At 32.8% G+C, this 20,782-nt stretch carries 18 protein-coding genes; 9 read left to right on the plus strand and 9 right to left on the minus strand.

The window, feature by feature from the left end; translation table 11 throughout:
• Position 1 precedes the first annotated feature (1 nt).
• The 4 genes from ACKTSU_RS07615 (at position 2) to ACKTSU_RS07630 (ending at position 3,443) form a co-directional block, all read left to right on the plus strand.
• Positions 2-772, plus strand: coding sequence for an adenosylcobinamide-GDP ribazoletransferase (locus tag ACKTSU_RS07615; RefSeq protein ID WP_408035775.1), 771 nt, complete (start codon positions 2-4; stop codon positions 770-772).
• A complete protein-coding gene (gene cobC, locus ACKTSU_RS07620; RefSeq protein WP_408035777.1) occupies positions 757-1,284 on the plus strand; it encodes an alpha-ribazole phosphatase in 528 nt (175 codons plus the stop codon). The genes ACKTSU_RS07615 and cobC overlap by 16 nt, the downstream gene beginning before the upstream one ends.
• A gap of 12 nt (positions 1,285-1,296) precedes the next feature.
• Complete coding sequence (locus tag ACKTSU_RS07625; RefSeq protein WP_408035779.1) at positions 1,297-2,409, plus strand: ABC transporter substrate-binding protein; 1,113 nt, start codon at positions 1,297-1,299, stop codon at positions 2,407-2,409.
• Positions 2,410-2,519: 110 nt separating this feature from the next.
• On the plus strand, positions 2,520-3,443 hold the full coding sequence (locus ACKTSU_RS07630) for an AbiTii domain-containing protein (protein ID WP_408035781.1): 924 nt from the start codon (positions 2,520-2,522) through the stop codon (positions 3,441-3,443).
• Positions 3,444-3,463: 20 nt separating this feature from the next.
• On the opposite strand, the gene ACKTSU_RS07635 is transcribed toward ACKTSU_RS07630, so the two are convergent.
• From ACKTSU_RS07635 to ACKTSU_RS07665, 7 genes are all read right to left on the minus strand, one after another.
• Positions 3,464-4,072 carry an alpha-ketoglutarate-dependent dioxygenase AlkB family protein gene (locus ACKTSU_RS07635; RefSeq protein ID WP_408035782.1) on the minus strand — a complete coding sequence of 203 codons (609 nt, stop codon included), beginning with the start codon at positions 4,070-4,072 and terminating at the stop codon, positions 3,464-3,466.
• A 255-nt stretch (positions 4,073-4,327) separates the two neighbouring features.
• Positions 4,328-5,527, minus strand: coding sequence for a hypothetical protein (locus ACKTSU_RS07640; RefSeq protein ID WP_408035783.1), 1,200 nt, complete (start codon positions 5,525-5,527; stop codon positions 4,328-4,330).
• Positions 5,528-5,634: 107 nt separating this feature from the next.
• Entirely contained in the window at positions 5,635-8,082 is a 2,448-nt protein-coding gene (locus tag ACKTSU_RS07645) for a M1 family aminopeptidase (protein ID WP_408035784.1), read from the minus strand.
• 119 nt (positions 8,083-8,201) lie between these two features.
• Entirely contained in the window at positions 8,202-8,762 is a 561-nt protein-coding gene (locus tag ACKTSU_RS07650; protein WP_408035785.1) for a DUF4252 domain-containing protein, read from the minus strand.
• Positions 8,763-8,818: 56 nt separating this feature from the next.
• Entirely contained in the window at positions 8,819-9,334 is a 516-nt protein-coding gene (locus ACKTSU_RS07655; RefSeq protein ID WP_274639997.1) for a DUF4252 domain-containing protein, read from the minus strand.
• 40 nt (positions 9,335-9,374) lie between these two features.
• Positions 9,375-9,845, minus strand: a complete 471-nt coding sequence (locus tag ACKTSU_RS07660) for a hypothetical protein (RefSeq protein ID WP_408035786.1) — start codon at positions 9,843-9,845, stop codon at positions 9,375-9,377.
• The gene (locus tag ACKTSU_RS07665; protein ID WP_028891866.1) at positions 9,832-10,341 is read right to left on the minus strand and encodes an RNA polymerase sigma factor; all 510 of its coding nucleotides are present in this window, start codon (positions 10,339-10,341) and stop codon (positions 9,832-9,834) included. The genes ACKTSU_RS07660 and ACKTSU_RS07665 overlap by 14 nt, the downstream gene beginning before the upstream one ends.
• A 250-nt stretch (positions 10,342-10,591) precedes the next feature.
• Here ACKTSU_RS07665 and ACKTSU_RS07670 point away from each other — a divergent pair, with 250 nt between their 5' ends.
• The gene (locus ACKTSU_RS07670; RefSeq protein WP_408035787.1) at positions 10,592-12,040 is read left to right on the plus strand and encodes a S41 family peptidase; all 1,449 of its coding nucleotides are present in this window, start codon (positions 10,592-10,594) and stop codon (positions 12,038-12,040) included.
• 160 nt (positions 12,041-12,200) lie between these two features.
• On the opposite strand, the gene ACKTSU_RS07675 is transcribed toward ACKTSU_RS07670, so the two are convergent.
• Both ACKTSU_RS07675 and ACKTSU_RS07680 read right to left on the minus strand, forming a co-directional pair.
• Positions 12,201-13,094, minus strand: a complete 894-nt coding sequence (locus ACKTSU_RS07675; RefSeq protein WP_408035788.1) for a DUF72 domain-containing protein — start codon at positions 13,092-13,094, stop codon at positions 12,201-12,203.
• Between the two features lie 2 nt (positions 13,095-13,096).
• Complete coding sequence (locus tag ACKTSU_RS07680; protein WP_408035789.1) at positions 13,097-14,050, minus strand: patatin-like phospholipase family protein; 954 nt, start codon at positions 14,048-14,050, stop codon at positions 13,097-13,099.
• Positions 14,051-14,114: 64 nt separating this feature from the next.
• Here ACKTSU_RS07680 and ACKTSU_RS07685 point away from each other — a divergent pair, with 64 nt between their 5' ends.
• The 4 genes from ACKTSU_RS07685 to ACKTSU_RS07700 all read left to right on the plus strand — a co-directional run bounded on the left by ACKTSU_RS07685 (position 14,115) and on the right by ACKTSU_RS07700 (position 20,627).
• Complete coding sequence (locus tag ACKTSU_RS07685; protein WP_408035790.1) at positions 14,115-15,164, plus strand: WD40/YVTN/BNR-like repeat-containing protein; 1,050 nt, start codon at positions 14,115-14,117, stop codon at positions 15,162-15,164.
• 76 nt (positions 15,165-15,240) lie between these two features.
• Positions 15,241-18,183, plus strand: coding sequence for an amidohydrolase family protein (locus tag ACKTSU_RS07690; protein ID WP_408035791.1), 2,943 nt, complete (start codon positions 15,241-15,243; stop codon positions 18,181-18,183).
• A 19-nt stretch (positions 18,184-18,202) separates the two neighbouring features.
• A complete protein-coding gene (locus ACKTSU_RS07695) occupies positions 18,203-19,501 on the plus strand; it encodes an amidohydrolase family protein (protein WP_408035792.1) in 1,299 nt (432 codons plus the stop codon).
• A 328-nt stretch (positions 19,502-19,829) separates the two neighbouring features.
• Positions 19,830-20,627 carry a TrmH family RNA methyltransferase gene (locus ACKTSU_RS07700; RefSeq protein ID WP_408035793.1) on the plus strand — a complete coding sequence of 266 codons (798 nt, stop codon included), beginning with the start codon at positions 19,830-19,832 and terminating at the stop codon, positions 20,625-20,627.
• The last annotated feature ends 155 nt before the right edge of the window (positions 20,628-20,782 follow it).

The raw sequence follows: 20,782 nt of genomic DNA on the forward strand, positions 1-20,782 counted from the left end.
TATGATAAAAAGACAAATCCATTATTTTTTAACTGCTGTATTGTTTTTCACACGCATTCCGTGTCCAAAATGGGTAAATCATTCTCCTGAAATACTCAACAAAAGCAGTCGTTATTTTTCTTTAGTAGGTATTGTAGTTGGAAGTATTGCAGCACTGGCTTATTTTGCCTCTTCTTATATTTTTCCTACGGATATTGCGATTGTAATTAGTATGATTAGTTCTATTTGGATTACAGGAGCTTTTCACGAAGATGGATTTGCCGATGTTTGCGATGGTTTTGGTGGTGGATGGACCAAAGAAAAGATTTTAACCATTATGAAAGATTCCAGACTCGGAACTTTCGGAGTGAGTGGTTTGGTCTTTATCCTAGCCATAAAGTTTTTAGCTTTGTATCACTTACAAAACCTATCCGTTAATTTAATTCTAGTAATTATTTCAGGACACAGTATTAGCCGATTTATCGCAACTGTTCTACTATACACACATGACTATGTAAGAGATATTGACAGTTCTAAAATAAAACCAACCACCCAACAAATGAGTAGTAAATCGCTACTCATATCAGCTATTTTTGGAATAGCACCCTTATTTTTCTTTCAAAAACCAATGGTATTTTTAGTATTACTTCCCTTATTACTCACCTATTTGTACATGGGGCACTTTTTTAAAAAATGGATTGGTGGTCAAACAGGAGATTGTGCGGGTGCTTTGCAACAAGTAGCTGAAATTGTTTTTTACTTAAGTTTACTTGCCTTATGGAAGTTTTTTTAGTACGACACACAACACCTGAAATTGCCAAAGGTATATGCTATGGTCAAGCAGATATAGAACTTTCGACTACTTTTGAAGAAGAAGTGAGTAGTATTCTAAAAAAAGTTCCTGTGAACGATACTGATGTAACGTATTACAGCAGTCCCTTACAACGCTGTAAGCTTTTGGCTGAAAAACTTTCAGCTAACGTAATTTTTGACGATCGATTAAAAGAACTTGATTTTGGTGATTGGGAACTCCAAAAATGGAACGATATTGATAAAAAAGAGCTCGATATTTGGATGAACGATTTTGTAAAAACACCTGCTAAAAACGGAGAGTCCTATATCGATTTACACAATAGAACTACCGATTTTTTAACGGATTTAAAAGCAAAAAACCTACATAAAGTAGTACTTGTAACCCATGCGGGTGTAATGAGAAGTCTTTGGGCTTATACGAACAATATTCCGTTGGAAAAATCATTTGAATTAAAACTAAACTACGGAGATACACTAACCTTCCACCTATAAAAATAGAGTACTATGAAACGTTATTTACTTATTTTTTCTTTATTACTTCTGTTCACACAATCTAAGCAAGAAACTAAAAAAACTACCGAAAAGAAACCTGTCCAAAGCACTGTAAAGTATGCCAAGGGATTTGATATCATCTCTGAAAACGGAGAAAAAAAATTAGTGATCAAAAAAGCTTTTCAGAGCTCGCACGAATATTTTTCTTACACACTTACTAATAAAACCAATCTTTCTAAAAAAGAAATTAAAGTTCCTGTTGAAAAAATAGTAGTTACCAGCACTACTCATATTCCGATGCTAGAACTTTTGAATGCTGAAAACACCATTGTTGGTTTTCCGCACACCAAATATATTTCTTCTAAAAGAACAAGAAATAGAATTAAAGAAGGTAAGATTGTTGAATTAGGCTTGGAACAAGACATGAATACCGAAAAGTTGATTGATATTGAACCTGAGTTAGTTATTGGTTTTGCTTTGCATCCAAATACGAAACTATACCAAAACATCAAAAAAACAGGTATTCCTGTCATTTTTAATGGAGATTGGTTGGAAGAAACCCCTTTAGGAAGAGCGGAATGGATTAAACTTTTTGGTGCTTTATACGGAAAAGAAAAGGAAGCAGACAGTATTTTCAACAACATAGAAAAGGAATACCTAAAAGCGAAAGAAATTGCTAAAAACAGCGATAAACAGCCTACCATTTTATCTGGAAGCATGTTTAAAGATGTTTGGAATGTTCCTGCTGGTGAAAGTTTTATTGCTTCGTTTTATAACGATGCGAACTTAAATTACTTATGGAAAGGCACGAAAGGAACCGGTAGTTTACCACTAAGTTTTGAAAGCGTATTGGAAAAAGGGCAACACGCTGATTTTTGGTTTAACTGTGGCTTGTATGCTACCAAAGAACAGTTAACTACTGCAAATATTCACTACAAAGAGTTTGATGCATTTAACAATAATAAGATATTTTCTATCGGACACAACAAAGGTGAAACTGGTGGTTTGATTTACTTTGAACTCTCTCCTGTACGACCTGACTTAGTGCTAAAAGATTTGATAAAAATTACGCACCCTAATTTGTTACCAGATTATGAATTGACTTTTTATAAGGAAGTGGAGTAAACTTAGGTTGGTTCTTAACCTTTAAACTAGTAACTTAGCTATTAGTTGATATGGTTTATTGAAACTAAATCATATTCTTAAATAACCTTGTGCTCAATAAACCGAAAAAATTGGAATCAAAAAACAAACATATTTTAAAATTAGCTACAGAAATAATGGACGATATTGAACTGACTAAAAACGAAGCTCAATCCATTCTTTTAAAAACTACAAGATTAGCAAGATATGTAGATGATTCTAAAGTTAGAGATTGGTTAAAATTCGAGATGCAAGGTTATCCAGATTCAGAGTTATCAAGAATCTATATGACAAAAACTGGACGATGGACTAACAAAAAAGAGTCCAAAGGATATTGGTTTCCCTTATCGCAAATTGAGGCAAAAATTCAAATAGAAACTTTAAAACTAAATCAATTAAGAATTCCAGACACCAGTGCAGAAATGGCACTACCAATTATTAAAGATATAAGGTTATCAATTAATGAAACAGCTATTAGAATAGCTAAACTTGGAGGTATAAAAAGTAGAGTAATTTCCTTAGTTCATGAATTTGTTACTAATGTTTATTACGAAAGAACATTCGACCAACTAGCAGAAAGTATTTTTGATAATTACAAAAATGATATTGATTTATTACTAGCCGAAAATAGTGGTGATGTAATTGAACAAATTCCTTCTGTATTTGCAAGACTATCAGAAAATGACAAAGAGTCAATAAGTCAAGCCTTGACAACTTGCCGAAGAATAATAGATAATTTTGCTAATAAAGTTTTCCCTCCTACAATTGAAACAATTAATATTGGTGGAAATGATTTATCCCTAAATGAAAATAATGTTTTGAACAGAATAAATGCATACGTTCACCAACATTGTGAAAGTAAGAATAGAAAGAAAAAAATAAGGCAGAATTTATCGAATTTATATTCACGTGTATCAGCTGGTGTTCACGATGATGTAGATTCTAAAGAGGCTAAAAATTTATTTCTCAATGTTTATTTATTACTTGGAGAAATATTAACACTAAAAAATAATTAGCCAAAACAACATAGATAAACCTACCTCACAATCGTTCTAAACGTTAAGTTTACTCGTGGTCGGTGGATTTTTTTTGTAGGTGGTAATCGGTGTAACCAATGGGTTTGAGTTTCGTCTTTCATTACCAATAACGAACCGTGTTCTAATACTTTATAAACCGTCTCTTTGGTTTGTTTGTGTTTAAAACCAAAACGTCTTTCTGCTCCAAAACTTAACGAAGCAATCGCTCCGTTCTTTTTTAAATCTTTTTCCCCATCACTATGCCACGCCATTCCTTCAGAACCATCGTGGTATAAATTCAACAAACAAGAGTTGTAGGTTTCGTTAGTTTTCTTTTCAACTAATTCTTTTAACGCTATTAATTCTTTGGTAAAGGGTAAGGCTGTTTTGGTAATGTTAGAATAGGAATATTCAAAAGGTTGCTCTGCATACCAAGCTACTTTTCGTTTGGTTACCATGCGTTTTCCAAAAATAATAGCTTCGTCATTACGCCATTCAATGGAATTTAATAAAGCTTCGTAATAATGGTCTGCTAGTTCCTTAGACAAAACTATTCCGTAGTAGTTTACTGTTCCATCTTTCGGAAGTAAGTTTTTAGGAGCATCGTCAAATTGTGAGAATAAATCCATTTATAAAAAATGGTAAGTATTTAGATTACAAAAATTAGGTTGACAACACCAACCATGAGGTAAACTTTTTCTGAAAACATCTACAAACTCAGATAAAGGATTAAATAAAAAGACCATAATCAAAACTACACTTAACAATTTAAAAAACAAGCTAGTTTTATTCGTCCTTTTATATTCAAAAGTTATAATATTAAAATCCTTTTCCATACTCAAATATAATAAAAAAAGCTCCTGCTATTTAACAGGAGCTTTTCTTTAATTTCTAAACTTATTTCGTGTGATAATATGTTTTAGTTTCTGTTTTAAATCGGTACCCGTATCGTATACCATTTGTTCGTTGGATGGAAAACTCACTACTCTTTCATTCAATAAATCTAACAGAGAAGTTTCTAACGCTCTTTTGTCACCATCATAATCGGCATATATGTGCTCAAATACAAACTCACTTTGAATAGGAAACTTTTGTACTAATTGATTCGTTCTGTTATCAATATACTTTACAACTCCACTAACTCGGCTGCTTTTAAACTGCGTAAATTGATATAATTTACAACGAATTACTTTGTACTTATCTACCTTTATTTTATTTCCTAAACTATCCTTTACGTAGTTACCGTTGTTATCTAACAAGTACTTATAACCGTCTTTAATTCTTTTTTCTTTAATGATTTCTTTTTCGCGAACTTGTTCAGGAGAAATTTCAATATTTCTAAAATCTAATTCCAAATCAAAATCGTAACGAATTTTTCTGTCTTTATTTGCATGATATACGGTCCATAAATCATTTAATCCGTAGGTATCAATCGCCAATAAATCTCTTTCTAATCTTTTAGGAATTATCTGATTGGTTTTATTTCTTACTGATACGTGTACAAAATCTGTCCCCAACTCATGAGCTTCTTCAATCAACGCTCTTGTATCTTTATAATTCGGGTTGATTTTATCTAAATGTCTTAGTTCATCAAAAGCATGTCGGTAATTAATTTTATTACGCTTTCCGTCATTCAACAAGGCTACTCCATTTTCGTATAAATAATCGGCATAGTTTTCTTTAGCTTCTATAATTCTATCAGCATAACTAACCATTTTAAATTTAGCATCACTTCCTGATGATAAAATTCGTAACGGTAATAATGGTTTAATTCTTTCCTGACGATTGTTTAATCGTTGGTATAAATTATAAATAGATTCTAAATTCGACGGATTTTGCTCTTTTTCTAAAAATGAAATACGGTCTAAATCTCTTTGAGTCGCTTTAGCAAAAGCTTCTTGAAGCATCAACACATACGGCTGATTTTTTTCTTTAGTTTTGTTCTTTGCTAAATTTTCTATTGATAAAGAAATAGCTTTTTCGTAATCACCAGAATTAATCGCTTTCTCGGTAGTTTTAACACTACTACAAGACGCTAATACTAGCACTGAAAAAATAGATAGTAGGGTAGTTTTTTTAATCATAAAGTTTAAGTTTCGCTAGAAAATTCAATTTCTGTGCCAAAACTAAGTATTCTTTTTAACTTAAACTTTATGATTTTATATAATATGTGCTAAGAGTTTAATTTTGTTTACTCTAACAATTTTGCTGTTGCAATTTGTATAACTCGTAAGTTATTATCAATGTTTGAAGGATTGTTTGCCTTTTGCATTTCTACTAATTGACGTAACAAGTTAATTCCTACTTTATCAAAATTATATTGCTTGTATTGAAGTCCTTTCGCTACAATATCATCCGCTAAATTTTGAATAGCTTCTGTATTGTTACTTTTTCCAATTTTATCAAACGCTTCTTTGTATAAAGATTGAATTTTCTTATTCGGACTTAAGAACATTCCTGCCATTACATTACCCGCAATAAAACTTAACTCTGTATCATCATTTTCTTCTAAATAAATACGTGTTAACGGAGTAGCTACAATCTTTTTTACTTCTAACGGTAAGGTCTTTGATTTTTGAATTGCCAACTGCTTATCGATATAATACATTGCTACCAATGATTTACCCAATACTGAGTATGATTTACTTTGTAAACCTTTATCAAATACCGATTTTAATGCAGGATCTGTTAACTTTCCTAACGTTTCAATAGCAGCAGCTTGTACTAATGTTTTAGGATCGTTATTAGCCATTTTCATGATTTTATCAATCACATTTCTTTTTGAATTTTTATTGATTAGATTGATATTTTCTAACGCTAAAATTCTGATTTTATAAAAATCGTCATTCATCGCTCCAGCAACTGCATTAAACGCATTTTTATCATCTTGATGCTTTGCAACTTCTAACAACGCTTCTCTTTTATGAGCGTAGTTTTGAGCATATTTTAATTGATGGATATAATCACTCAATACTTTATTTTCATTGATATCACACAGCAATACACCGTCTGCATTTACTTGAATTAAATCTGGTTGTTTGGTAAAAGGAAAGGTAAACGAAGCATCTCTACCATCCACAAAAACATTATGACGTGTGCGTTTACCGCCTTCAAAAACATCAATCGCAAATGGGAATTTAAACTCATTTATTTGAGTTTGAATGATATTTACAGTTACCGTTTTACGTAACTTGTTATAATCATACGAAATAGACAACTTCGGGTGACCGCTGTTAAAATACCACTGATTGAAAAACCAGTTTAAATCTTTTCCAGTAACTTTTTCAAAAGCTAAACGCAATTGGTGTGCTTCTGCTGTTCCGTATTTATAATCGGTTAAATAGGTATTTAATGTCGTGTAAAAAGCATCATCCCCTAAATAATTGCGCAACATGTGCAAAATAGCGCCTCCTTTGTTGTAACTCACCGCATCAAACATATCTTCTTTATCATCGTAATAAAAACGAACTAAATGCTTGTCATAATTTTGCCCTTGCTTATAGGCTTCACTGTCTTCAAACAAATGTGCATCTGCTTCGTCTTTTCCATATTTATGCTCTAACCATAAATATTCGCTATAATTCGCAAAACTCTCGTTTACAGTTAAGTTACTCCAGCTTTCAGTTGTAACTAAATCACCAAACCAATGATGAAAAACTTCGTGCGCAATGGTATTTTCTTGCACATTTTCATCAATTAACTGCCCTGGTCTTTGGTATGCGTTTTCTCCATGAATTACCGCTGTGGTATTTTCCATAGCTCCACTAACATAATCGCGACCAACTATTTGTGCATACTTATTCCAAGGATACTCAATTCCTGTTATTTTAGAGAAGAAAGCTAACATTTCAGGCGTATTTCCAAAAATATCTTTTGCATACGGAGCATATTCCTTTTCTACATAATAATCAACTGGTATATCTTTGTATTTGTCTTTAATAACCTCATACTCTCCCACTCCCATAAAGAATAAATACGGAGCGTGCTTTTGAGTAAAATTCCAATAATCTGTACGAGTTCCATCTGTATTTGTTGTTTGCTTTTCTAATTTTCCGTTAGAAAGTGTTACATACTTTTGCGGAACCGTCATGTAAATTTCTTGTGATGTCTTTTGATTTGGCGCATCAATCGTCGGAAACCAACAACTACTCGCTTCAGTTTCACCTTGCGTCCAAATTTGGGTCGGTTTGTTTTTATCTAAGCCTTTCGGGTTGATAAAATACAACCCTTTCGCTGAAGTTATTGCAGTACTTCCTTTTTGCTTTACTCTTTCAGGACGTGCAGTATATTTGATATATAAAGTAAACTCTTCGTTTCGATTGTATTTGCGAGGTAAATTGATAACCAACTCAAAATCGTCATAATTAAAATCTAATGGTTGGTTATTCATCGTTACTTTATGAATTTCCATTGCTTTGGCATCTAAAGTAACTTTATCCGTTTCATAAAAATGTGGTTTTAGTGTTACCCATTCTTCTCCATTCATTTCTTGCTCTTGAAAGTTAAAATCTACTTTTAACTTCGTGTGAATTAAACTATGAACTTTGTCTCTTTCTGCTCTGTAGGTTTTATCAGATTGAGAAAATAATGTTACTGTAAAAAGGGTAACAACGACAACAAGGAGTTTTTGAAACTTCATATTTTTTTGTTTAGACTCCAAAAATAGGAAAATCTATTGGTAGGCTTGTTAATGCCCCGTTAAAAAGAAAAAAGCCATCAGAAATCTGATGGCCTTTTTTATATTTTTAATAATGATGGTTACTCTGCTTTATCTGAGACTATATCACTATCTCCTAAAATCATTTTAAATTGTTTTAGGTCAATATTTCCTGCATCGAAATTAGCTTTCTGCATCATTCCCATGATTTTGTTAACATCCATATTTTCTCCTAAAACACGTGCTACACCTACTCCCATTCCTTTTCCATAACCAAAAGCTACTATTTCGTCGATAGCATCTGCTTCACCTAAATAATAAATTGCTGCATTGGCTCCGTCTTTTTTAAATTTCATCAACTCTTTGTAGTTTGATTTCTTTAAAATAGATTTTAATCTCTCTTTTTCAGCTTCATAGCTTGCCTCGTCTAAGTTTTTATACGGAACACCTGTAACGTTTATTTTTTTTATGCTTTCGTAGGCCTTTTTATCTTCTTCAGAAGCTTTATCCATACTTAATTGAAGTGCACTTGCTGGTAAGTCAAACGACATAAAACCTTCTTTGTCTTGACTTTCTACCAAATAACTTTGTAACGATTCTGTTTTACAAGAAACTGTTACAAATACTATTAGTAACATTGAATATATAACTAGTTTTTTCATTGTTGTTAGTTTTTGATTGAAAGCAGCGTTAACGAATTAACGCTGCTCTGTTTGTTTTATTTATCTTTCTTTCCGTCTTTAGAAAATGTTTCTGCTAGTTTAGACATTTTGTTAATATCTATATTTCCTGTTAAAGAAACAATTACAGATTCTGGTGATCCGTTTTTAGAATCTTTGTCTTTTACAAACATTAACACTTCACTTACAAAATCTTTGTTTTTAGTTGCCTTAACATAAATCTTTACACGAGAATCTTTATCTTTTACTCGCATTAACTCAATTAAGTTACTCTTTCCTACAGCTGATTTTACCATATTTTCCATTTGAGCTGCTACGGCAGCATTTTCAGTAGAAAAAACTTTTAATTCTTGTAAGTCTTGAATCATCTTAAAAACTTCCATTGCTTCATTGTCTTCAGACTCTACTTTAAATTTTGATAAAATTTCAAAAGCATCTTTGTTTACAACAACTGATGAAACTTCATCAATATCTTCTAACTTATCAAAAATTGATTGTCCGAAACTTAAGTTAGATACAAATGCTAATGCTAATAATACTATTACTTTTTTCATGATTTCTTTTGTTTATAAGTACTTGGTTTTACTTTCTTAATTAATTTACAGTGTTTATTACTTTATTTACTGTTTCTTCATAGGTTTCTAAATGTTCAATTGCATCACTTCCCTTTTTTAGGTTGTTTGAAACGGCATATATAGCTTCGTTTCCTTTGTTTAAATTGACTGAAACTAGTTGTAACGCTTCTTTAATTTGCGCAAACTGTTTACGTTGTTGATGCTTTTGGTATTCTTCGTTACCTATAAATACACTAAATAGTAAGACTACTGACGCTGCTACCGACAACCATTTCCAGTTCTTCTTAGTTTTCTCAGGTTTTAACTGAATGGTTTGGGTAAAGGTTTCATCTTTACTTTGTTTAAAATAACCAAACATCATACTGTACTCTTGCAAATGAGGTGCCACATTGTTTGAGGTAAAATACTCTTGTAGCATCTTTTCTTCTTGCAACGTTGTTTCTGCGTCTAGATATTTTTCTAATAACTTCTCTATGTTAGCTAACTCCATAGTTATGTTTTTTAATGAGTTCTTCTCTTATTGTTTTTCTCGCTCTTGATAACGCTACCCTTACTGCGGTGGGTTTCATATCTACCATTTTGCATATTTCATCAAAATCATACTGTTCTATATCACGTAACTGGATGATTATTTTTTGTTGTTCAGGTAATTTTTCAATGAGCTGATGTACTTGGTTTACACTATCGTTATGTTCTACTTTCTTTTCTAGCGATGTTTCTTTTTCTTTATAATTGCTATGCACTAATGTTAAATTACTTGCTTGCTTCGATTTTAATCGATCATAACAATAATTTTTTGTCATCGTCATCGCAAATGCCTCTACGTTTTTGTAGTCGGACAGTTTTTCCCGATTCCTCCACAATTTAAAATACAATTCTTGCGTAGCGTCTTCAGCTTCTTCTGTAGAAACCAACAATCTTTTCGCTAAACGAAAGACTTTGTCTTTAAATGGTAATACAACTTTTAAAAAGTCTGTTTGGTTCATTGTTTAGTTGATTAATTGCGTAATCCTTTAAAATAAACACTTCTTATTTATCAGGCTTACATAACTACGACGAGGCAGTTTCAAGTTTGTTACATCAATAATAAAAAAAATAATATTATTCGTTAAATTGCGTTGGTATTACAGTTAGCACATTCCTTATGAAAGCCCACAATAGGCATTTAGGTATACCACACTCACGTAACTTGATTAAATCATTAATAAAACAAACAATTACAAAAATCTAAAATAGATGAAAATAGTAAAAACAGCCCTTATTCTCTTATTTTCTATACTTATTGTTTCTTGTAGTGAAAAAGATGATGCCCCTAAAAACATAGAAGTTCAACATTTTGTTTGGAGAGGCTTAAATGCATACTACTTATGGCAAGATTTAGTTCCTGATTTAGATGATAGACGTTTTAGTAACGATAACGAAATATATAGTTATTTATCGGGCTATGATGACCCAGTAGATCTTTTTTATAGCTTATTATACATGGATAATGAATATCCACAAGACCCTAATAAAACTTATTCTTGGATTGTAGATGATTATATTGCCCTTGAGCAGTCTTTTGCAGGTACACGATTAACAAGTGGTATGAAAGCTTTAGGTGCTGATTTTTCTGACGGTTCTGATGGTTATTATGTGTACGTATACGATGTTGTTAATGGCTCTGATGCTGAAATGCAAGGAGTAACTAGAGGTATGATTATTACTGAAGTTAACGGAACAACTTTAACCAGGGCTAATGTGAATGATTTATTTAATAATGAAACATTTACCATTCATTTGGCTGATTATAATGGAGGAAACCCTATTAGTAATGGAACAACTATCACAGTAAACAAATCACAAGTAACTGAAAACCCTGTTAAGGTAAGCAATATAATTACAGATGGAGGTCATACAATTGGTTATTTACTCTATAATCAATTCTCTAAAGATTTCGATGGAGATTTAAACGCTGAATTTGCCAACTTTAAAGCTGCCGGAATTACTGATTTAATCATCGATTTACGCTACAATGGTGGTGGTTCTCTACAAACAGCTACCTATTTAAGTAGTATGATTACTGGACAATTTACTGATGAGTTGTTTGCGAAACAACTATGGAATCAAAAAGTAATGAATTCTCGCCCTGCTGAAACATTCATCAATAATTTTACGAATCAAATTAAAAATACAGATCCGCAAGGAACTATTGTGTTAGAAGAAACTATTAACAGTTTGAATTTAACAACGGTATATTTTATTGTTTCTGGTAATTCTGCCTCAGCTTCTGAAGTCCTAATCAATTCTCTTAAGCCATATATTGATGTTAAGCTGGTAGGAGATCAAACTTATGGAAAGCATGTTGGTTCGATAACTTTATACGATTCTGACGATTATACTCGATATGGAGATAATTTAAAAAGTCATACCTGGGCTCTACAGCCTATTGTTTCTGAAATTCAAAATGTTAATGGAGAAAATTCTCCTGAAGGATTTACTCCTGATATTCTTATAGATGAAGATCCTGGGAATTTAGGTGTCTTAGGTGATCCTACAGAACCTTTATTAGATAGAACTATTCAATATATTACAACAGGAGCTAAAGGACTACCAACATTGCGAAAAGGTTATAAAATTTCACCTTCTTGGAACTCATCTATGTCAAACCCTGACTATAATAATATGTATATTGACTTGAAATAAAAACAATCAAAACAATATAAAATAAAAATCCAGCTACTTGGCTGGATTTTTATTTTTTAGAAAAACAATTAAACGTCATTTCGACCAAAGGAGAAATCTTTTGAATACTTACAGATTCCTCCTCGTACCTCATTCGGAATGACTAAACCATCTTACATTATTACAACAAACTCATTTGTTGATTATTCTCTTCATTAGGTATTTTTAAGTTGACACCTAGTTCCTTATTCAACTTTTTTATAAAATAAGCTGCTAATAAAGGAGATTCTACTTCTAAGTTTTGATGGATAAAAAAGTTAATATTTTGTAATCCTAAATCGCTCCACTCTTTTAGTCTTTCTACCCACTCATCCAAACGTGAATAATCTGTTGGATGATTTGCTCCTACATAACGTATAAAAGCCTCATTATTGGTCAATCTCATGTGTACCATATCCCGTCTACCTGCCGTATCAACCAATACATTAGCTATATTATTTTCTTCTAACAACTGAGTGAATTCATCAAACACTTCTCTATCTTCAAACCAATCAGGGTGACGAACTTCTATGGCAAGCGGAATTCCATTAGGCCAACTCACAGCAAAATTTTGTAGTTTATCAAAGTTTTTAGGTCCAAAATTAGAATGTAATTGTAAAAAGATCGTTCCTAATTTTTCTTCTAAATTTGAAGCATTATCTAAATAAATATTCACCGCATCTTGAACACCTTCTAGTCGTTTCCAATGGCTTATCTCCTGCCCTAACTTTGGAAAAAACTTAAACCCTTTTGGAGTCTTTTCTTTCCATTTAGCAAATTGTTCCGCAGAAAATTGACGATAAAAAGTAGCGTTTAATTCGATAGAATTGAATTGCTTCGAATAATATTCTAATTCATCTTTTGTGCCTCTCGGATAAAACCCTTTTAAATCGGCTTTGTTCCACTTAGCACATCCTACAAAAACACTTGGTTTATCACTCTTTTCATAAGAACTTAACAACTCTATTGTTTTAGAGTGAGTTTCAGGTAATGTAAAATCTATTAACTCAGGGTGTTCAACCTTTCCAAACTTCATACTTAATTGTTTTCTATTCCTTCTTCAATTTCCTGATTATCTACCATTTCTGGTCTAAACTCTGTCATTCTATCATCATTTAGCTTTTTAGCATAATTATATCCTGACTTCCACCATTGTTTCATTTTCTCTTTATCAAATACTAGAGAATTTGTAGTTAAAACCGTTGGTGTATAGTATAAATTTAACTTTACATTGTGCTGTTTTGCTGATAGTTTTCCTATGGTAATATTATGTCTTTCAACATTTTCTAACATGAAATCAAACGTGTCCATCATCAATGAAAATGGGTTCTTTGCTGGCAATCTATTCATTTGTGTCACTTCGGTAGCTAAAATTACTGCATCTACCTCTGTAGCTCCTCTATAAATTGCCTCTCGTATAGGTATTAAACTTCCAAAACCTCCATCTGCATACTGACAGTGATCTTTTTCTAACAAACTCATAAACGGTACATAATTACATGAACCCCAAATCCAATCACAAAAATCTTCATATTCGCACTCTAAAATCGACTTATATTCAATTTGATTCGCTGTTAAATTGGAAACTGTTACCACGACTTCTTTATTTAACCTTCTAATCTCATCATACATTTCTTTGGTTATGCTATTTTTTATGAGCTTACGTAAATTTTTACTCTCACCAAAGGTTTTACTTCCATTTAAAAAGTTCCAAAACGTGTTTCTATGTCGTATTGACACCACCTTTTCACCATGTACTGATTTTACTCTGAACGGACTGTTACTAAAAATAGCTTTTTGATCTACCGAAGTATATACCTCTTTCAATTCATCAACCATACCTAAAGCCAAATGCGACACCATTAAACTACCTGTAGAAGTACCTAAAAGCATATCGTAATCTTTATTTTTATGCTTCATTAAGTATTGTGCAACTCCGCCTGCAAATGCTCCTTTACTTCCCCCTCCAGAAATTACCAAGGCTTTTTTCATTGAATTAAGTTTGATTTATCTATTTTTAGTTCTGTAAAAATATCAAAAAAAAGCAACCAAACACATGAAACAACTATCTGTACTTTTCTTTCTCTTTTACGTGTTAATTTCTTGTAAAACTGAAAAACAATACACTCCAAGAACTATTAATTCTGCTACGATTACAGAAATGAAACAAGACAGCACTAGTATTAGAGCTATACTAGCTATTGACGCTAATAAACTAACCTATGCTGGTTCTATAGGAGATATTACAACTACTGAAGATGGAGGTAAAACTTGGAGCACTCAAAAACTGAAATACAATGATTCTATCATCCCACATTTTAGAAGTATTGCTCAAAATAATAACAATGTTTTTGTATTATCGGTAGCAAACCCTGCTCTTCTATACAAAAAAAGTCAAGAAGAGCTTCAATTGGTTTATATTGAAAAAAATGAAAAAGTATTTTACGACAGTATGAAATTCTTTGCTGATGGAAAGCACGGAATTGCAGTTGGTGATCCTACAGAAGACTGTCCATCTGTTATTCTTACTTCGGATGGAGGAAATACTTGGACTAAACTACCATGCTCTCAATTACCAACTTTTGAAGAAGGTGAAGCGTTTTTTGCCGCTAGTAACACCAACATTTCGATAGTAAACAACACGGTTTGGATTGGATCTGGAGGAACAAAAGCACGTATTTTAAAATCTACCGACTTTGGTAATACTTGGGAGATTTTTGACACACCAATAGTTCAGGGAGATGGTCCACAAGGAATTTACTCTATCGATTTTTACGATGAAAACGACGGAATCGCCATTGGAGGAAACTATTCAAAACCTGAAGATAATCTTGCTAACAAAGCTGTCACTTCTGATGGAGGTAAAACATGGACACTTGTAGCTAATAATCAAAATCCTAATTATAAAAGCTGTGTGCAATATGTACCTAATACTAACGGAAAAGAAGTTTTTGCGGTTGGAAAAACTGGCGTTTCATTTTCTAATGATGGTGGACACACTTGGACGGATGTAAGCAAATACGGGTACTATGCTATTCAATTTGTAGACAGCAATACGGCTTGGTTATCAGGTCACGAAAAAATCGGAAAGTTAATTCTTAACTAATTCTTAATGTTTTGTTAAAAGGGTTTTTATTCCTTTTTTACTGTATACTTTTATGAACTAATCAACTCAATATTCAATGAAAAAAATACTATTCTTACTCTTATCCTTGTGTATTAGTAGTTCTTTTGCACAAGAGTACTTTCCTACTAACACAGGAGTAAAGTCATCCAAAAACAATGTGTATGCATTTACCAATGCTACCATTTATGTTACTCCTAATCAAGTAATAAAAAAAGGAACATTACTTGTAAAAGACGGAAAAGTGGTTTCTGTAGGGAAATCTGTTTCCATTCCTAACGAAGCACAAACTATCGATCTTGATGGTAAATCTATTTATCCTTCTTTTGTAGATGTTTACGCTACTTTTGGTATTGAAAAACCAAAAAGAGAAGGTGGTCGCGGACAGGGACCTCAATACGATGCTGGTAGAAAAGGATATTATTGGAACGATCATATTCGCCCTGATATAGATCCTGCTTCAGAATTCAAATTTGACGCTAAAAAAGCTAAAGAATTATTAGCTGCTGGTTTTGGTGCTGTTAATACACACTTAGAAGATGGAATTATGCAAGGAAACGGAATGTTAGTTGCCTTAAATCCTAACAATACTGATGCGTATCGAATTCTAGATAAAAAATCAGGAAACTACTTGTCGTTTTCTAAAAGTGTAAAATCACGTCAAAGTTACCCTACTTCTCGTATGGGAGCTATGGCTTTACTACGCCAAACCTATTTAGATGCTGATTGGTATGCTAACGGAAATGCTAAAAACACAGACTTAGCTTTAGAGGCTTTAAACAATAACAAAAACTTACCACAAATTTTTAATGCAGGTGGTTACTTAGATAATTTACGAGCTGATAAAATTGGAGATGAATTCGGTATTCAATACACTATTTTAGGTGGAGGAAATGAATACGAAAGAATTAACGATATAAAAGCAACCAATGCTACTTATATCCTTCCTATTAATTTCAGAAAAGCTTACGATGTATCCAATCCATTTTTAACGGATAAAATTGCGTTGAGTGATATGCGCGCTTGGAATCAAGAGCCTTCAAATCCTGCTGTGTTTGCTCAAAATAAAATTCCTTTCGCCTTAACTACGCATGATTTAAAGAATGTAAAAGATTTCAATGCTAACTTACAAAAAGCTATAGCTCACGGATTGGATAAAACTACTGCTTTAGAAGCATTGACAACGATTCCTTCTAACATTTTAAAAAATACTAAAGTAGGTAACTTAAAAGCTGGAAGCTATGCTAACTTCTTAATTACTTCTGGAGATATTTTTGACTCAAAAACAACCTTATTTGAAAACTGGGTTCAAGGAGCTAAGAATGTTATCAATCCTATGGATATCAAAGACATTACGGGTAATTATGCCTTAAATATTAATGGTTCAACCTATACTATGGCAATTACAGGTTCAGGCGCTAAACAAACTGCAGAAATTAAAAAGGAAGAAGAAAAAATCAAATCAAACTTTTCATTTGCTAATGATTGGATAAACATTACTTTAAGAGAAGGTGATAATTTTACACGCTTAACTGGTCAATTAGATAATAAGCAAATTAAAGGTACCGCTATTGACAATAACGGAAACGAAAGTAAATGGTCAGCTACTTATACTTCTAAAGTAGATGAGAAAAAGAAAGACAAGAAAAAAGACGACAAAACACCTGAAGTTTTTGCTGTTTCTTTCCCTAATGTAGGTTATGGTAACGCTTCTAAGCCTCAAAATGAAACTATTTTAATTAAAAATGCTACTGTTTGGACTTCTGAAAACAACGAAGTATTGAACAATACTGACGTGTTAATCAAAGATGGAAAAATTTCAAAAATAGGATCTAATTTATCTAGTAGAGGTGCAAAAATAATTGACGGAACAGGTAAGTACCTTACCGCTGGTATTATTGATGAGCACTCACATATTGCTGCATCAGCAATTAACGAATCAGGTCATAATTCTTCTGCTGAAGTTACTATTGAAGATGTTATTAATCCTAACGATATTAATATTTATAGAAACATCGCTGGTGGTGTTACTTCTATTCAAATTTTACACGGTTCTGCCAATCCTATTGGAGGACGCTCTGCTATTATTAAACTAAAATGGGGAGAAAATGCTGACGGATTATTATACAACAATACCCCTAAATTTATCAAGTTTGCTTTAGGTGAAAACGTAAAACAATCTAACTGGGGAGATTCTAACACCATTCGTTTCCCACAAACTCGTATGGGAGTTGAACAAGTATATATCGATTACTTCCAAAGAGCTAAAGAATACGATGCTAAAAAGAAAAGCGGACAGCCTTATCGTAAAGATATTGAGTTAGAAACCTTAGCAGAAATCATCAACAAAGAGCGTTTCATTTCATGTCACTCTTACGTTCAATCAGAAATTAATATGTTGATGAAAGTAGCTGAACAGTTCAACTTTAACATTAACACGTTCACTCACATTTTAGAAGGGTATAAACTTGCTGATAAAATGAAAGAACACGGAGTTGGTGGTTCTACTTTCTCTGATTGGTGGGCATACAAATATGAAGTTAACGATGCTATTCCTTACAACGCGGCAATTATGCACAACCAAGGAGTTACCGTTGCTATTAATTCTGATGATGCTGAAATGTCTCGTAGATTAAACCAAGAAGCGGCAAAATTAATAAAGTACGGTGGAATGAGCGAGCAAGAAGCTTGGGCTACGGTAACTATCAATCCTGCGAAATTATTACACTTAAATGATCGTACAGGTAGTATTAAAGTTGGTAAAGATGCCGATGTAGTTTTATGGAGCGGAAATCCTTTATCTGTATATTCAAAAGCAGAGAAAACAATTATTGATGGAGCAATGTACTTCGATATTGAAAAAGATTTAGAAAAACGTAAAGCTATCAAAGCAGAACGCGCTAAATTGATTAATATGATGTTACAAGAGAAGTTAAAAGGTGGTAAAACACAAGCACCTAAGAAAAAAACGCAAAAATTATTTCACTGTGATACAGAGTAAGAACTTAAAAATACAAAACATGAAAGTTAAATTAATATATAGTTTGGTATGTTTCTTATTCTTAGGAAACATACTAGCCCAACAAACACCAGCACCTAAGCAAACTCAAGATTATTCTATTGAAGGAGCTACGGCACATTTAGGTAATGGAGAAGTAATTGAAAACTCTTTAATTATGTTCTCTAACGGAAAAATTAAGTTTGTAGGAAGTGCTAAAATGAAAATTGCCCGCATGGGTACCGTTATTGACGCTAAAGGAAAACATGTATATCCAGGATTTATTGCTGCAAACACCTCTTTAGGATTAGCTGAAATTGATGCCGTTCGTGCTACAAGAGATGTTGACGAAGTTGGTACTATGTTACCTCACATCCGTAGTATTATAGCTTACAATACTGAAAGTAAAGTAGTAGAAACGATGCGTCCTAACGGAGTGTTAATGGCACAAGTAGCGCCTCGTGGCGGAGTTATCTCTGGTACCTCTTCTATTGTTCAACTAGATGCTTGGAATTGGGAAGATGCTTCTATCAAAACTGATGACGGAATTCACATGAACTGGCCTAATGCTTTTAGCCGTGGTCGTTGGTGGATGGGAGAAGACCCTGGTTTAAAACCAAACAAAGACTATCAAAAAAACATTGAGGAATTTAAAGACTTTTTTGCCAACGCAAAAAGTTATTTAGCGAGCAATAAGTCTACTAAAAACTTACCTTATGAGTCTTTACAAGGTGTTTTAAACGGTTCTCAAAAAATGTTTGTACATGTATCTGGTAAAAAAGGAATTACCGATGCGGTAAATACTTGTAAAGAATTAGGTATTAAAAACATCGTAATTGTACGCGGACAAGAAGCTGAAAAAGTAGCCGATTTATTAAACGCTAACAACATTCCTGTTATTTTAGAACGTGCTCACCGTTTACCTAATGGTGAAGATACAGATTATGACAGACCTTATCGTGCAGCTAAAATATTAGCTGATGCAGGTATCTTAGTTGGTTTAGGTATGGAAGGAGAAATGGAACGTATGAGTACGCGTAACCTTCCTTTTTATGCAGGTACTTACGCTGCTTACGGATTAGATAAAGAAAAAGCAGTTCAGTTAATTACAGGTAACAACGCCAAAATATTAGGAATTGATGATAAAGTAGGTACTTTAGAAGTTGGTAAAGATGCTACCCTATTTATTTCTGAAGGAGATGCTTTAGACATGCGTACAAATATTTTAAACGAAGCTTTTATTCAAGGAAGAAAGATTAGTTTAGAATCGCACCAAACCAAATTATGGAAACGTTATTCTGATAAGTATAAGAATCAATAAAACATCATTTCGAGGAAGTTTGACGAAGGAATCTAGATAACAATTCATCTAGTCATTTCGAACGATAGTGAGAAATCTCATTAAAATGAGTAAGTTTTTTTCTTAAGATTAAACACTACTGGAACTTAAGATTTCTCCTTCCATTTCACTTATGTTTGAAATGACAACAATTTTTTCTCAAAAAGCTCGGGCAACCGAGCTTTTTTTATCGTAGAACGATAGCCAAATAATTAATTTCTTGTAACTTGACTTTAAATCGTTTCTTTTCTACACCTCATGTATTTCTCTCTAGGTAATTGATTAAGTCTATATTCGTACTTTTGCAAGAATGAAACAGATTAGCAGTACACAAAACGCCTATATAAAAGAGCTTTTAAAGCTTCAAGAAAAATCGCGTGAACGCAAGAAAAAAGGACTTTTTTTAGTTGAAGGACAACGCGAAATTTCGTTAGTGCTCAAAGGTGGATATGAAATTGACACTGTACTTTTTGTATCTGAACTTTTCTCAGAAGAAAATCTAACCGAAATAAAAAATCAAACTGCTAATTGCATCGAAATTACGAAAGAAGTATATCAAAAACTTGCCTATCGCGACACTACCGAAGGTATTATTGCTGTAGTGAAAACAAAAAATTTTGAGGTAGATTCTATTGAATTCAACACCACTACTCCACTCGTGTTGGTTATGGAAGGGATTGAAAAACCAGGAAACATTGGTGCTATGTTACGTACTGCCGATGCTGCGAATGTAGATGCTGTTTTTATTGCAAATCCAAAATCGGATATATTCAATCCCAACATCATTCGCTCAAGTGTGGGTTGTGTGTTTACCAATCAAATTGGTGTAGGTTCTTCTGAAGAAATCATTGCTTTTTTACAAAAGCACAACATCCATATTTATAGTGCTACCCTACAAAACTCAAACGAATACCATAAAAACGACTACACAAAAGCTACGGCTTTAGTAGTAGGTACCGAAGCTACAGGCTTAACACAAATTTGGCGAGACGAAGCTACTCAAAACATTAACATTCCTATGCAAGGTGAAATTGATTCAATGAATGTATCGGTTGCCGCAGCCATTTTAACCTTTGAAGCGAAACGACAACGTAATTTCATAAAGTAAGTTTACTTATCAAACCTGAATAACAATATTATAACCGTACATTTTTTGTACGGTTTTTTATTTTGTTTTATATTGGCTAGCGCTAATAGAGAAAGAACAAAAATTGCTAAAAACTTCCGTTTATCATCTTTAATACTCCGGATAAAAGTAGTTTT

This window comes from Tenacibaculum aestuarii (assembly GCF_964510395.1).
Taxonomy (GTDB): domain Bacteria; phylum Bacteroidota; class Bacteroidia; order Flavobacteriales; family Flavobacteriaceae; genus Polaribacter; species Polaribacter aestuarii.

Bases quoted from the DNA above. Each gene is read 5' to 3' on its own strand.
- ACKTSU_RS07615 (WP_408035775.1), top strand. From the start codon at position 2: ATGATAAAAAGACAAATCCATTATTTTTTAACTGCTGTATTGTTTTTC.
- cobC (WP_408035777.1), top strand. From the start codon at position 757: ATGGAAGTTTTTTTAGTACGACACACAACACCTGAAATTGCCAAAGGT.
- ACKTSU_RS07625 (WP_408035779.1), top strand. From the start codon at position 1,297: ATGAAACGTTATTTACTTATTTTTTCTTTATTACTTCTGTTCACACAA.
- ACKTSU_RS07635 (WP_408035782.1), bottom strand. From the start codon at position 4,072: ATGGATTTATTCTCACAATTTGACGATGCTCCTAAAAACTTACTTCCG.
- ACKTSU_RS07640 (WP_408035783.1), bottom strand. From the start codon at position 5,527: ATGATTAAAAAAACTACCCTACTATCTATTTTTTCAGTGCTAGTATTA.
- ACKTSU_RS07645 (WP_408035784.1), bottom strand. From the start codon at position 8,082: ATGAAGTTTCAAAAACTCCTTGTTGTCGTTGTTACCCTTTTTACAGTA.
- ACKTSU_RS07650 (WP_408035785.1), bottom strand. From the start codon at position 8,762: ATGAAAAAACTAGTTATATATTCAATGTTACTAATAGTATTTGTAACA.
- ACKTSU_RS07655 (WP_274639997.1), bottom strand. From the start codon at position 9,334: ATGAAAAAAGTAATAGTATTATTAGCATTAGCATTTGTATCTAACTTA.
- ACKTSU_RS07660 (WP_408035786.1), bottom strand. From the start codon at position 9,845: ATGGAGTTAGCTAACATAGAGAAGTTATTAGAAAAATATCTAGACGCA.
- ACKTSU_RS07665 (WP_028891866.1), bottom strand. From the start codon at position 10,341: ATGAACCAAACAGACTTTTTAAAAGTTGTATTACCATTTAAAGACAAA.
- ACKTSU_RS07670 (WP_408035787.1), top strand. From the start codon at position 10,592: ATGAAAATAGTAAAAACAGCCCTTATTCTCTTATTTTCTATACTTATT.
- ACKTSU_RS07675 (WP_408035788.1), bottom strand. From the start codon at position 13,094: ATGAAGTTTGGAAAGGTTGAACACCCTGAGTTAATAGATTTTACATTA.
- ACKTSU_RS07680 (WP_408035789.1), bottom strand. From the start codon at position 14,050: ATGAAAAAAGCCTTGGTAATTTCTGGAGGGGGAAGTAAAGGAGCATTT.
- ACKTSU_RS07685 (WP_408035790.1), top strand. From the start codon at position 14,115: ATGAAACAACTATCTGTACTTTTCTTTCTCTTTTACGTGTTAATTTCT.
- ACKTSU_RS07690 (WP_408035791.1), top strand. From the start codon at position 15,241: ATGAAAAAAATACTATTCTTACTCTTATCCTTGTGTATTAGTAGTTCT.
- ACKTSU_RS07695 (WP_408035792.1), top strand. From the start codon at position 18,203: ATGAAAGTTAAATTAATATATAGTTTGGTATGTTTCTTATTCTTAGGA.
- ACKTSU_RS07700 (WP_408035793.1), top strand. From the start codon at position 19,830: ATGAAACAGATTAGCAGTACACAAAACGCCTATATAAAAGAGCTTTTA.